Genomic DNA, 13,504 nt, shown 5'->3' with positions numbered 1-13,504 from the left:
AATATATGCCAAAAGATGCAAATGGAACTGAGCTTAATACAGGTGATAGTGTAAGTGTTGTGAAAGATTTAAAGGTAAAAGGTGCAAGCACTACTTTAAAGCGCGGAACAACTATAAAAAATATTAAGCTTACAAACAAAGACACTGAAATTGAAGCTAAAGTAGATAAATTTGGTGTGATTGTTTTGAAAACTGAATTTCTTAAAAAAATATAAGTAAAAATTCCCAATTAATCTTGGGAATTTTCTTCTTGATAAACACAATGTTTAAAAATAAATTGATGTTCCTCAGGCAAGTTTTCAAATAAAGCATTTGCGAGTTGTCTTATCTCCCAAAGGGCTGATTTTGAGCTTCTTAGAGTGATAAAATTTTGCAAACTTCTTGCATTAATTGTTAAAGTTAATTCTGTTTTATAACTTTCTGGTAAGCAGTATTTTGCTATATCTAAACTAATGCTATTTTGCAAAATCAAACGCAGATTTTCTAAAGCTTTGATACTTGCATTATCTACTACTTCATTTCCGGTTAATACTAAGTATCTTTTAGCATTTTCAAAGTCATTTTCTTTAAATTCGCTTTCATTTCTTAGTTCTTTTAAAGTATATCTTGTGCTTTTTACACTAGGACTAGTGTGGCGGTGTCTTGCAACTTCTTGTAAGCATGCTCTTGAAATACCTTGTATATAAAAAGTATAGTTTAAATGCTCTAAGGTTGAAGCATGTTTGAATTTATTTCCCACTCGATCGATTAATTCTTTGTCTTTCTCACCACCACAATCGCCTTTGTCAAAACTTTGCCAACATGTTCTTGTTGCATGAGAGCATACAGAAAGTGGAGTATGATTTAATAATGTGATTTTCATCGAAAATTTCCTTCAAAAATAATTGAATTTTACACAAATGTTTATAAAAATAAAATTTTTTATTCGTTATAATTTCAAAAAAAGAAATTAAGGTTATTTTATGAAATTAAAACAAACTAAGTATATTTTTGTAACCGGTGGTGTTTTAAGCTCATTAGGAAAAGGTATAGCAGCAGCTTCTATAGCTACGATTTTAAAAAATTCAGGTTTAAAAGTAAGTATTTTAAAAGCAGATCCTTATATTAATGTAGATCCTGGCACGATGAGTCCTTTGGAGCATGGGGAAGTTTTTGTAACTGAAGATGGAGCTGAGACAGATTTAGACTTAGGACATTATGAGAGATTTTTAAATGAGAATTTAACTCAGGATAATAACTTTACCACAGGAAGAGTTTATCAAAGTGTTATAGAAAAAGAAAGAAGAGGAGATTACTTAGGAAAAACTATACAAGTAATCCCTCATATAGTTGATGAGATAAAAGATCGTATTAAAAAGGCTGGAATTGATAAAGATATTTTAATTGTTGAAATAGGTGGTACGGTAGGAGATATAGAAGGCTTACCATTTTTAGAAGCTATTAGAGCTTTAAAACTTGAAGTGGGTAAATACAATGCTATTAATATTCACTTGACTTTAGTGCCATTTATCAAAGCAGCAGGAGAACTTAAAACAAAACCAACTCAACATAGTGTGGGGGAATTACGCCGTATAGGTATAAGCCCTGATATGATCATTTGCAGAAGTGAAAAATCTTTAGATAGAGAGTTAAAAGACAAAATCGCAATTTCATGCGGAGTTGAAAAAAACTGCGTTATAGAAAGTGTGGATGCAGCTAGTATTTATCAAATTCCACTAAATTTTTTAAAACAAGATATTTTAAATTCTATTGCAAGTTTATTAGATCTTCAAAATTTAAAGCCAAATATGAACGAATGGGATTCTTTAGTAAAAAGAGTCATCGCTCCAAGTAATGAACTTAGTATTGCTTTTGTAGGAAAATATGTAGATTTAAAAGAAAGCTATAAAAGCTTAACAGAAGCCATTATCCATGCAGGCGCAGCACTTGATGCAAGAGTAAATTTAAAATGGATCGATAGTGAAAAATTAGAAAATGCAAATGTCGAAGAAAGCTTTAAAGATGTAAATGGGATTTTAGTAGCAGGTGGTTTTGGTTACCGTGGAGTAGAAGGAAAAATCAAAGCCATACAATATGCAAGAGAAAATAAAATTCCATTTTTAGGAATTTGTTTGGGTATGCAGCTTTCTTTAGTGGAATTTGCACGCAATGTTTTAAAACTAGAAGATGCAAATTCTCATGAATTCAATCCAAATTGTAAAAATCCTATCATCTTTTTGATTGATGAATTTATTGACGCAAGTGGAGAAAAGCAAATTAGAACAAGTAAAACTCCACTTGGTGGAACTATGCGTCTTGGAGCTTATGAGTGTCATATCAAGCCAAATACACTTTTAAGTAAGGTTTATGATAATCAAAAAAGCGTAAAAGAACGCCACCGCCACCGCTATGAAGCTAATCCAAAATACAAAGAAATGTTTGAAAAAAATGGGCTTATTATAAGCGGGGAAAATGAAGGTTTAGTTGAGGCTGTAGAGCTTAAAGATCATCCATTTTTCTTAGCAGTGCAGTTTCACCCTGAATTTACTTCACGCTTAGTTAGGGTTAATCCGGCTATTTTTTCTTTTATCAAGGCATCTTTAACAAATCATGCTAAATAAAGCCAAAATAAAAGAAATTTTACACCAGCGTTTTATCAATGATACACATGTAAAGCTTTGTGATTTACCTATGCCATCTTGTTTAAAAGATGTCTATAAGGGTGCTTTACGTATTAAAGAAGCGATTGAAAAAAATCAAAAGCTTGCTATTGTTGGAGATTATGATGTAGATGGGGTGATTTCTTGTGTGATTTTATCTGAATTTTTTGATGATATCGGATATGACTATGTGGTAAAAATTCCAAATCGTTTTAAAGATGGATATGGTCTAAATGAAGAAATCATCAATGAACTTAATGGGGTAGATTTAATCATCACTGTAGATAATGGTATAGCAGCTTTTGATGCAGCAGAGCTTTGTTTACAAAAAGGAATTGATTTAATCATTACCGATCATCATATGCCTCCAGCTACTTTACCAAAAGCTTATGCGATCATTAATCCTAAACAACAAGATTGTGAATTTCCTGATATTGAAATTTGTGGTGCTCAAGTGGCTTGGTATTTAGTTGCTGCTATAAAAGAAGTATGTAAGATTAATTATAATATGTGTAAATTTATAGAGCTTTTATCTATCGCAATTATCGCAGATATGATGGAGCTTAGAGATTTAAATAGAGCCTTAGTTAGAAAAGGCATAGAGTGTATTAATGATTCAAAACGAGTTGCATTTAAAGCTATCAAACAGTATTTTGGTAAGGATAAATTTGAGCTTGATAATATTAGTTTTTTAATTGCACCTTTGATTAATAGTGCAGGTAGAATGGATGATGCGATTATTTCTTATAAATTTTTGCATTCTAAAAATATTAATGAGGTTATGGGTTATTTAGAACAAATCATTACTTATAATAATAGCCGTAAAGATGAAGAGCGCGAGCTTTTTAAACAATGTTTAGAACAAGTTGATGAAAATGATCCTGTGATTATTGTCAATGGCCAAAATTGGCATGAGGGTGTTTTGGGTATAGTTGCAAGTCGTTTAGCAAAGCATTTTAACAAGCCTGCCTTTGTTTTTTCAGAATGTGAGCAAAAGGCTAAAGCTAGCGTTAGAAGCGTGGGTAGGATAGATATTTTAAATGTTATAGAACAAGCTAAAGAATTTGTTTTAAGCTATGGTGGACATAAAGGTGCAGCTGGAGTTTTAGTCGAGCTTGAAAAATTTGGTATTTTTAAAAATAAGCTTTATGAAATTTGTCAAAATATCCCTAAAGATGATTTTTACAATACTGATGAGATTTTAGGTAGTATTGATCCAAATGAAGTTGATTTTGAACTTTTAGAGATATTGGAATTTTTTGAACCTTTTGGGCATAAAAACCCAAGGCCATATTTTAAATTTGATAAGCTTTTTGTAAAAAACAAAAAAAGACTTGGTAAAGATGAAAATCATATAAAACTTATTTTAACACAAGGAAATAAGACTTTAGAAGCTTTATTTTTTAATTTTGACTATGAGCCAGAAATTGGTGAAAATATTGATTTTATAGCTAGTATTTCTAAAAATAATTTTAGAGGATTAATCACCCCTCAACTTACTATAAAAGAAATTCTTAGATAATTTATTAACTTATTTGCATAATTTTTATTTATAAATTTGCTATAGCATAAGTACTATAAAGGAGTAAAATGTTAAAAAGGATTTTATTATTAGCAATATTTTTTAATTTTACTTTTGCTTTTGATACAAAAATTTTTATAGGTGATATTTATATACCTGAAAATTTTTATAAATATGATAAAGATTTTAAAATCGCGGCTAGAAAGTATAATATACCCATGGCATTACTTAAAGCCATAGCTTTGACAGAGAATGCAGCTTATGAACATAATATCATTGGTAGAAATAAAAATCAAACAAGAGATTATGGTTTAATGCAAATTAATAGCATTCATTTAAAGCGTTATGGTGTTAGCGAAAAAGAGATTGTAAAAGTTAGTGCAAATATAGACATAGCAGCAAGATTACTTTATGAAATTATACAACGATACGGGTTTAATTGGAATGCTATTGGAAGATATCATTCAGCAAATGATAAATATAAAAATATTTGGCTTGATAAAGTAATGAAAAATTTAGTTGCTATAGTTTTAAAAGATAGTAAAGATCTTTTTGTAATGGAAAAATTTAGAGCTTTTAAATTAGTTTCGCTTTTGATAAATGTTGATAAAGAACAATATAGAATTTTATTAGCAAGCAATAATTAAAACAAGAATTATAAATTTTCTTGTTTTAAAGCCTCTGCTTGATAATAAGCGATTAATGGCTCGATGATTTCATCAAAAAGTCCACCTTCTAAAATCGCATCAAGTCTATATAAAGTAAGATTTATTCTATGATCACTAATTCTATTTTGAGGGAAATTATAAGTGCGTATGCGTTCGCTTCTATCGCCACTTCCAACTTGTGATTTTCTTGCTTGGCTTTCTTTAGCTAAGCGTTCTTGTTCTTGCATTTCAAAAAGTCTTGCCTTTAAGACTTTCATGGCACTTTCTTTGTTTTTATGTTGGCTTTTACCATCTTGATTTACTACAACTATACCTGTTGGAATGTGAGTGATTCTTACAGCACTATCTGTGGTATTTACGCTTTGACCACCATGACCGCTACTACGCATTACATCGATTTTTAAATCATTTGGATTGATTTGAATTTCAACATCATCAACTTCAGGCATAATAGCCACTGTAATAGCTGAAGTATGAACTCTACCTTGAGATTCTGTTTCAGGTACTCTTTGAACCCTATGCGTGCCACCTTCGTATTTTAGCCTTGAATAAGCTCCATTTCCTTTGATAAGAATGATGATTTCTTTAAATCCACCTACGCTACCTTCACTTGAGCTGACTATTTCGTATTTATAATCACGATTTTCAGCATAGCGTATATAAGCTTTTACTAAATCCCCAACAAATAAAGAAGCTTCATCGCCACCTGTACCTGCACGAATTTCTAAAAAGATATTCTTATCATCGTTTGGATCTTTAGGTAATAAGAGAATTTTTAATTTTTCTTCAAGTTGTGGCTTTAAAACTTCGAGATTTTTAAGTTCTTCTTTTGCAAGTTCACCTAGTTCAGGATCAGATAAAAGAAGTTTATTTTCTTCTATATCATCTAAGGTTTTGAGATATTCTTTTGCTTTTTCTACTATGGGTTCTAAATTTTTTTGCTCTTTAGATAGAGCTGTCATTTTAGAAATATCATTAGAGATATTAACATCACTAAGAAGAGTATTTAACTCATCAAAGCGTGCTAAAAAAGGTTTGAGTTTATCAGCTAACATTAATTATGCTAATTTGTTTACCAATAATGCTAATCTGCTAACACGACGTGATGCAGTTTGTTTTTTCAAAAATCCGCGACTTACCATAGCGTGAATGCTTTTATTAGCTACTTTTAATGCATTTTGTGCAGCTTCTTTATCGTTATTTGCCGCTGCTTCACGAACCGCTTTTGTAATGTTTTTTAATCTTGTTCTATAAAATCTATTTCTTTCAGTTCTTTTGATAGTTTGTCTTGCTCTTTTTTCAGCAGATTTATGGTTTGCCATAATTTTCCTTTTTTATATAAATTAAATTGCTAATTATACAAAAATAAAATTAAATTTTAATTAATTTAAGTATTTTTAAAGTATTAATATCTAATATCATTTATTTTTAAAAAATCGCGTAGTTTTTCATACTCGCCATTTTCCAAATAACGATATTTACCAGCTTTTAATATACCAAGATCTAATGCTCCAAATGCCACTCTTTTAAGATCCATTACTTCTAAATCAAAATGTCCAAAAAAGCGTCTTAGTTCTCTGTTTTTACCTTCATTAATGATTACTTTTAACTTCGTATAGCCTCCGCTTGAACCAAAAATTTCAAAGCCTAAAAATGGAGCAAAACTCATTGAAGTTATTTTAGTTTTAGCATGAGCCCCTTTTTTTTCATTTTGAATTTCTAAGCCATTTTGCATAGCTTCGATGACATTTTTATCTATACTACCTTTTACTTTTAAGTAATACTCTCTTTCTAAATCACTATGCATAAGCGCATCTGCTATCACAGGTGAGTCAGTTAATAAAAGCAATCCCTCGCTTGCAAAGTCAAGTCTTCCTACGCTAAGCCAAGTGCTAAATTGTTTTGGTAAAGTATGATAGATGGTTTTTCTGCCTCTATCATCTTTTTTACTAACTATTTCACCTTTTTGTTTATGATAAATGATGACTGAAAATTGTGTTTTTTTATGAAGCTTTTTACCATTGATAAAAACTTTATCTTCAGCATTTACACTATCACTTAGTAAGGCTGTTTTTTTATTGATTTTTACTAAGCCTTGCTTGATTAGCTCATCAGCCTCACGGCGAGAATATTTGCTATTGTGTGAGATGAATTTATTAATTCTCATAATTTTACTTTACATCACAAAAATAGTTGGTACTATGGTTGGATATTTTTTGATTTTTCTAAAAATATGCTTTCTTAGTACTTGTCTAATTTGAGCTTCTAAAACTTTTGGATTATCTAAAATTTCATCTTTTACATTTGGGAAAAATTGACTTAAAACATCACTCATTTCTTTTGAGAATGCTCCATCTTGTTTATCAGCTACCAAGCCATAACTAAATACTCTTGGTTTATTAATTAGTGTTTTACTTGCTTTATCAAGCTGGGCGATGATGACAACTATACCGCTATCTGCTAGTTTTTGTCTATCAATTACCACATCATCTGCGATTTGTTTGTTGATTTGATTATCCACAAAGACTTTTCCTGTTTTAACTGTTTTTACGCGTTTGATGTATTTTTGACAAAGCTCTACTTGATCCCCATCACTCATTAAGTAGATGTTTCTTTCAGGTATACCACATTTTAGAGCAGTTTCTTTGTGTTTATTGATATGATTATACTCTCCATGCACTGGTAAGAAAAATTTAGGTTTTACTAAAGTTAGCATGAGTTTTTGTTCTTCTATACTAGCATGTCCGCTTACATGAATTTCACTAAATTCTTGATAAGCTACTTTAGCTCCTGCTTTTAAAAGAAAATCAAGCACAGCAGAAACATTTGCTTCATTACCTGGTATTGCTTTAGCTGAAATGATAACTTGATCGCTAGGTTTGATTTTGATAAATTTATGCTCATCAGTTGCCATTCTATATAAAGCACTCATGGTCTCGCCTTGACTTCCTGTAGTGACAATTAGTACTTCGTTGTCTTTGTATTTGCTTACTTCATCAGCGTCAATGAAAATTTTCCTATCAAGTTTGATATAGCCAAGTTCCATAGTAGTATAGAGATTTCTTTCCATAGAACGCCCTATAACACACACTTTTCTGCCGTATTTTAAACCATAACTAATAGCTTGATATACGCGGTGGATATTAGAGCTAAAGGTGCTCATGATTACCCTGCCTTTAGTTTTGGCAAAAATTTGATCAAAAGTAGGTCCTACGGAGCTTTCACTTTTTGTATAACCTTCTTTATATGAGTTTGTACTATCACTTAAAAGACAAAGTACGCCTTCTTCGCCATATTGAGCTAAACGACTTAAATCCGTTGGATAGCCATCAATTGGTGTTTGATCTATTTTAAAATCGCCAGTGTGTATGATGGTTCCTGCTTTAGTTTTAATAGCCAAAGCACAAGCATCGATGATAGAGTGGGTTATGTGAATCCATTCTAAATTAAATTCACCTATTTCATAAATTTGTCTTTTTGTTATAGGTCTAAACCATTTACGCTCAGCCTTTAAACCATGCTCTTCAAATTTATTTGAAATCATACCTAGTGCTAAAGGTGTTGCGTAGATAGGAAATTGAAATTCTTTGAAAAAATATGGCACAGCACCGATGTGATCTTCATGAGCATGAGTGATGATGATAGCACGAATTTTGTTTTTAATCTTTCTTACATAGTCAAAATCAGGTATGATAATATCTACTCCATGCATAGTTCCATCTGGAAAACTCATACCTATATCAATGATAATCGCATCATTATTAGTTTCAAAAACAGTGATATTTCCACCGATTTCCCCAAGCCCGCCCAAAGGTGTAATACGAATTTTATGTTCGCTTGAGTTGTTGTGTTTTAAAGGGTGAAGTCTTAGCTCGTGCATGATTTTATTAGCTTCTATACTTTTGGCAAGTTCTATTTGCCATTCTTCATTACCGCTTAATTTAGATGGTAAATTTCTATTTTTTTTCTTTTTCTTTTTTTCTTCGCTAGCTTCAGTTTGAGCATTTTCTACTTTTGTTTCATTTTTAATTTCACTATTTTGCTCTTGATTTTGTGAATCTTTTTTTCTTTTGTTTCTAAATTTATTAAATCTTTTAGTTTTATTTTGTTCTTGAGTTTTGTTTTCTTCGCTCATAGTCATCCTTTAAATAGTCATAAATTTTAAGGTATGAATCAACGCTAATTTCATGAGCTCTTGAGGTAGAAGAGATGTCTAGTGCTTCAAATGCTTTTAGAATTTTTTCTTTTTTATTTTTAAAATTAGATAAGAGTTGTTTTCTAGGATTTTGAAAACAAGCTCTAAGAAATTCTTTAAAAGCTTCTATATTTTCACATTTTTGCTGATAATGAGTAGTTTTTATTAACTTCATTACAGCTGAAGTAACTTTTGGTGGAGGATTAAAGCTTTGTGGTTGTATATCAAAAAGCATTTGTCTTTGGCATATTAATGCACAAAGCACCCCTAAGGCCGAAAAATTACTTTCTTTTTCATTCGCACAAAATTTCTGTGCCACTTCTTTTTGCACCATTACTATAAGCCCAAGGCAATTTTGATCTTCTAGGGCTTTTAAAATCAAATTTGTAGCAATATAATATGGTAAATTTGCTACTAAAAAGTACTCTTTATCACTTAAACTTCCTTGATCAAAAGCATCACTTGCATTTTGATGAATAAGCTCAAAATTTCCACCTTCAATCTCATTTTGAAATTTTTTATTTAAAATAGGAATCAAATCTTTATCAATCTCATAAGCTCTAATATGAGCTTGTGGAATTTTCAAAAGTTCTTGCGTTAAATCACCTAAGCCAGGCCCAATCTCAACTATATTTTTAGTATCTTTGGGTATGGCTTGGATGATTTTATCTACCACGCTTTTATCACATAAAAAATTTTGCCCAAAATGTTTTTTTGCTTTTATCATAAATTTATTTTATCTAAAAAATATTAATTATAGCATTATTTTAAGCGCTAATTAGATAAAATTTGAATTATTTTTTATAAAGGTTAATTTTTGAAAAATCTTATAGTGTGTGCAGGAGGAAATGAGGATTTTAAATTTGCACAAAGTATAGGTGTAGGCTTAGTTAATTCTGCTTTTTCTCTAGGTAAAATTTTAAGTCAAGTAAAAGTAGATAGAGTGATTTTTATAGGTACATGTGGAATTTACCAAGAAGGAAAAATTTTAGACATTTATGAAAGTTCTAATGCTGCAAATTTAGAATACGCAGATTTATTTGATAGTTTTTATACACCTATAGCAAATGAGATTAGATTAAATGTTTCACATGAAACTATGATTAATTCTTCAAATTATATTTGCAAAGATGAAAATATTGCTCAAGAATTTTTTAAAAAAGGCGTACATATAGAAAATATGGAGGCATACGCTGTGCTTTCTTGTGCAAAAATGCAAGGAATAGAAGGAATTTGTTATTTATGTGCTACAAATTTTTGTAATGAATTTGCACATGAAGATTTTTTAAAAAATCATCAAGAAGCAAAAGAATTATTAAAAGATTTTTTGTTAGATAAGAAACTTATATAGGAAAAAAATTGAGTGAATTAAAAAATATATTAGATTTTACTAAAGAAGAATTAGAAAATTTAGTCCAGCCAAAATTTAGAGCAAAGCAAATTTTTGAATGGGTATATAAAAAATATGCAGATGATTTTTTACAAATGTCATCTTTACCAAAAGACTTTAGGGTGTTTTTGCAAGAAAATTTTCATTTTTCACCTTTAAAATGTGTGAAAGATGAAAAAAGCAAGGATGGGAGTATTAAATATCTTTTTGAGCTTTTAGATGGTAAAAAAATAGAAGCTGTTTTGCTACCTATGAAAGAAGAGCTTGTAGATGAAAATGGAAAAATCATCAAACATGCAAGATATACTATTTGTGTTTCCTCTCAAGTGGGGTGTAAAAGTGGGTGCAGTTTTTGTCTGACTGCTAAAGGCGGTTTGAAAAGAAATTTGACTGCAGGAGAAATAGTAGGACAAATTTTATGGATCAAAAAACATAATCATATTCCTTATGAAAGAAGGGTTAATATAGTCTATATGGGTATGGGAGAGCCTTTGGATAATCTTAAAAATGTTTCTAAGGCAGTTAAAATTTTAGCTGATAATGATGCTTTAGCGATAAGCCCTAGAAGACAAACTATAAGCACAAGTGGTTTAGCAAAGCAAATTAAAGAGCTTGGAGAAATGAATTTAGGTGTGCTTTTGGCTATTTCACTCCATGCTGTAAATGATGAACTTAGAAGTGAATTAATGCCCATTAATAAAGCTTATAATATAGCAAGCATTATGGAAGCGGTGAGAAATTTTCCTATAGATCAGCGTAAAAGAGTGATGTTTGAATACCTTTTAATTGATGGGATAAATGATAAAATAGAACATGCAAAAGAACTAATCAAGCTCTTAAATGGTATAAAAGCCAAAGTAAATTTAATACTTTTTAATCCACACGAAGGAAGTTTATATAAAAGACCAAGTGTTGAAAATGCGGTTAAAATTCAAGATTATTTAAGCGCAAAAGGTGTTACTTGTACGATAAGGGAAAGCAAGGGACTTGATATTTCAGCTGCATGCGGACAGCTTAAAGAAAGGCAGAGTAAACAATGACTTTTTTAGATATAGTCCAACTTATTTTTATAAGCATAGTAGTGATCATAGGACTTGGTGGGATTATTTATGTATTAAAAAATGAAGGGAAAAATAATGATAGATAAAAAACAATTGTTAGAAAATCAATTATTTCAAAATAGATATATAAAGCCAAATATTTCTTGGTATTTTTCTCATTTAAATGGTAAAAGAGGAATTGCTAGAATTTTTAAAGTTCCTTATGCTGCTTTGATGAAAAAATTTTATTTGAAAAAATACTTCGAAAAGAGGGTTTTAGAAGGTAAGGTGGATATTCCTTATTTAGAATTAGTTTTAACTACAAGATGTACTTTGCGTTGTGAATCATGTAACAATTTAATGCAGTATTTTTCACCATCAAATCAATATACCTGTACTTTAGAGGGTATTATAGAATCATTAGATCTACTTTTATCTAAAGTAGATTCTATCGCAAGGGTTAGAATTATAGGTGGAGAGCCTTTGTTGTTTAAAGATTTACCACAATTGATTGATTATTTAGATACTCAAAAGAAAATACTAACTTTTGATATTTTAACTAATGCAACAATAGACTTTAAAGAAGATTTGATTTTGAGATTTAAAAAATCAAAAAAAGCAAGAAAAATAAGTATTTCAGATTATAGAAAATCACCAAATTTAAAAATACCTTTAAAACAAGAGAGTATTTTGAGTAAGCTTAAGAAAAATAATATAGCGTTTTCTTATAATACAATAGATTATTGGTATGATATAGATAAAATTTACAAGCGCGGTAGAAGCAAAGAAGATATAATTAAAAATTATTATAATTGTCAAATGTCATGTGTAAGTTTGATGACATCTGAGGGCTTAGAAAATAAACAATTAGCACCTAAAGGAGCTGTTTTTGTTTGTCCTATATCAAGTTCTTTATCGCGTTTAAAAGGACTTGAAGAATTTAATGGCGATTTTTTAAATTTAGAGGATTCTAAAGAAAGATTTTTTGAATTTTATTCTCAAGATTTTTATAAATCTTGTGATTATTGTAGAGATTTTAGTCAGCCTATCAAAAAAATTCCAATTGCAATCCAAACTGATAAGGTTTTAAAATTAGAAAAAGATTAAGGTAGATTTTTCAAAAATTCACCTTTTATATCTTTTTGAGATTGTATCAAAAATTTTTGATTTTTATATGTAAATTCTAAGCTAAAAGAGTGTAAAAGCAGTCTTTTAGCACCTGTAATTTGAGCTCTTTTTATATTACTCATTTTTCCATCAAGTATTTGCTCTATTTGTGTTTTTTCTAAACCATATAAAGGTTCACCTAAAATTTTATGTTTCACATGAAACAAATGTAGTCTTATTTGGTGTTGTCTGCCTGTTAGAGGTTTAGCTAAAACTAAACTGGTATCTAAATTTTCAAAATATTCTAAAGTATAAAATTGCGTTAAAGCTTCTTTACCATTTTCACAAATATGCATTCTAGTTTTTACTGCATCGTAGTCTTTAGCTAAATCCATGCTTTTATCTACTATAAATTCTTTTTTAGTTTTTCCTTTTACTAGAACAAGATAGCTTTTTTGCACTAATCTTTTTTCAAACATGGTTTTTAACTCAATTTGTGCATTTTTATGTTTAGCTATGAGCAAAAGCCCGCTTGTTTCTTTATCTAATCTATGAGCCACGCAAGCTTTTTCACCCCATAAATGCCAAATTTCATCACAAAGACTATAAGTACAATTGCGTCCATTAGGATGAGTTAGCACCCCGCTTGGTTTTTCTACTACAGCAAAATCTTCATTTTCATAAACTATTTCTAATCCTTTGGGATTATTTTCATATATGATTAATTCTACTAGACCATCTAAAAATTTGTTTTTTTCTTCTACCAAATTTCCATCACAAAATAGTCTTTTTTTATCAATGAGTTTTTGTGCTTCACGCATAGAAATTTTTAACTCATCCATAAGTAGTCTAAATGCCTTTTTTCCATTATTTGCTAGTTTCTTTTTTATATATGCCATTTAATAACTTTCTTAGGTAATTTATAATAAAATTCAAGCTATTT

The 13,504-nt window shown here is 29.9% G+C and carries 15 protein-coding genes; 8 read left to right on the top strand and 7 right to left on the bottom strand.

Annotated elements, in window-relative coordinates:
* The first annotated feature begins 5 nt into the window (after positions 1 to 5).
* Entirely contained in the window at positions 6 to 215 is a 210-nt protein-coding gene (locus tag L8W57_RS01740) for an alkylphosphonate utilization protein (RefSeq protein ID WP_133319089.1), read from the top strand.
* Between the two features lie 14 nt (positions 216 to 229).
* Here L8W57_RS01740 and thyX read toward each other — a convergent pair whose 3' ends face one another.
* Entirely contained in the window at positions 230 to 862 is a 633-nt protein-coding gene (gene thyX / locus L8W57_RS01735; RefSeq protein WP_039617054.1) for an FAD-dependent thymidylate synthase, read from the bottom strand.
* Positions 863 to 962: 100 nt separating this feature from the next.
* Between thyX and L8W57_RS01730 the strand changes: the two genes are divergently transcribed.
* The 3 genes from L8W57_RS01730 (at position 963) to L8W57_RS01720 (ending at position 4,808) form a co-directional block, all read left to right on the top strand.
* Positions 963 to 2,600: a CTP synthase gene (locus tag L8W57_RS01730; protein WP_263661885.1), complete on the top strand. Its 1,638-nt coding sequence runs from the start codon at positions 963 to 965 to the stop codon at positions 2,598 to 2,600.
* Positions 2,590 to 4,161, top strand: coding sequence for a single-stranded-DNA-specific exonuclease RecJ (gene recJ, locus L8W57_RS01725; RefSeq protein ID WP_263661884.1), 1,572 nt, complete (start codon positions 2,590 to 2,592; stop codon positions 4,159 to 4,161). The genes L8W57_RS01730 and recJ overlap by 11 nt, the downstream gene beginning before the upstream one ends.
* Positions 4,162 to 4,229: 68 nt before the next feature.
* Entirely contained in the window at positions 4,230 to 4,808 is a 579-nt protein-coding gene (locus tag L8W57_RS01720; RefSeq protein WP_133319092.1) for a lytic transglycosylase domain-containing protein, read from the top strand.
* An 8-nt stretch (positions 4,809 to 4,816) separates the two neighbouring features.
* Here the strand turns inward: L8W57_RS01720 and prfA are convergent, their stop codons facing one another.
* From prfA to rsmA, 5 genes are all read right to left on the bottom strand, one after another.
* Complete coding sequence (prfA, locus tag L8W57_RS01715) at positions 4,817 to 5,884, bottom strand: peptide chain release factor 1 (protein ID WP_133319093.1); 1,068 nt, start codon at positions 5,882 to 5,884, stop codon at positions 4,817 to 4,819.
* Between the two features lie 3 nt (positions 5,885 to 5,887).
* A complete protein-coding gene (gene rpsT, locus L8W57_RS01710) occupies positions 5,888 to 6,151 on the bottom strand; it encodes a 30S ribosomal protein S20 (protein ID WP_039617063.1) in 264 nt (87 codons plus the stop codon).
* A gap of 83 nt (positions 6,152 to 6,234) precedes the next feature.
* Positions 6,235 to 6,996 (bottom strand): pseudouridine synthase, encoded by a 762-nt coding sequence (locus L8W57_RS01705; protein ID WP_263661883.1) that lies wholly within the window; start codon positions 6,994 to 6,996, stop codon positions 6,235 to 6,237.
* Positions 6,997 to 7,005: 9 nt separating this feature from the next.
* A complete protein-coding gene (locus L8W57_RS01700; RefSeq protein WP_263661398.1) occupies positions 7,006 to 8,964 on the bottom strand; it encodes a ribonuclease J in 1,959 nt (652 codons plus the stop codon).
* Positions 8,930 to 9,751, bottom strand: coding sequence for a 16S rRNA (adenine(1518)-N(6)/adenine(1519)-N(6))-dimethyltransferase RsmA (gene rsmA / locus L8W57_RS01695; protein WP_012660773.1), 822 nt, complete (start codon positions 9,749 to 9,751; stop codon positions 8,930 to 8,932). Before rsmA ends, L8W57_RS01700 begins: the two co-directional genes overlap by 35 nt.
* Before the next feature lie 90 nt (positions 9,752 to 9,841).
* On the opposite strand from rsmA, the gene L8W57_RS01690 reads away from it, so the two are divergent.
* Genes L8W57_RS01690 through L8W57_RS01675 form a run of 4 tightly spaced genes read left to right on the top strand, consistent with a single transcriptional unit; the run spans position 9,842 to position 12,561 of the window.
* On the top strand, positions 9,842 to 10,375 hold the full coding sequence (locus L8W57_RS01690; RefSeq protein WP_133319097.1) for a purine-nucleoside phosphorylase: 534 nt from the start codon (positions 9,842 to 9,844) through the stop codon (positions 10,373 to 10,375).
* 8 nt (positions 10,376 to 10,383) lie between these two features.
* Positions 10,384 to 11,454, top strand: coding sequence for a 23S rRNA (adenine(2503)-C(2))-methyltransferase RlmN (gene rlmN / locus L8W57_RS01685; RefSeq protein ID WP_263661881.1), 1,071 nt, complete (start codon positions 10,384 to 10,386; stop codon positions 11,452 to 11,454).
* The gene (locus tag L8W57_RS01680; protein WP_263659213.1) at positions 11,451 to 11,561 is read left to right on the top strand and encodes a hypothetical protein; all 111 of its coding nucleotides are present in this window, start codon (positions 11,451 to 11,453) and stop codon (positions 11,559 to 11,561) included. The genes rlmN and L8W57_RS01680 overlap by 4 nt, the downstream gene beginning before the upstream one ends.
* A complete protein-coding gene (locus L8W57_RS01675) occupies positions 11,551 to 12,561 on the top strand; it encodes a radical SAM protein (RefSeq protein ID WP_263661880.1) in 1,011 nt (336 codons plus the stop codon). The genes L8W57_RS01680 and L8W57_RS01675 overlap by 11 nt, the downstream gene beginning before the upstream one ends.
* Here the strand turns inward: L8W57_RS01675 and L8W57_RS01670 are convergent.
* Positions 12,558 to 13,460, bottom strand: coding sequence for an RluA family pseudouridine synthase (locus tag L8W57_RS01670; protein ID WP_133319100.1), 903 nt, complete (start codon positions 13,458 to 13,460; stop codon positions 12,558 to 12,560). The genes L8W57_RS01675 and L8W57_RS01670 overlap by 4 nt on opposite strands.
* Positions 13,461 to 13,504 lie beyond the last annotated feature (44 nt).

The organism is Campylobacter sp. IFREMER_LSEM_CL1890 (assembly GCF_025772045.1).
Lineage (GTDB): Bacteria > Campylobacterota > Campylobacteria > Campylobacterales > Campylobacteraceae > Campylobacter_D > Campylobacter_D lari_D.
This window is presented reverse-complemented; position numbering and strand designations above follow the sequence as displayed.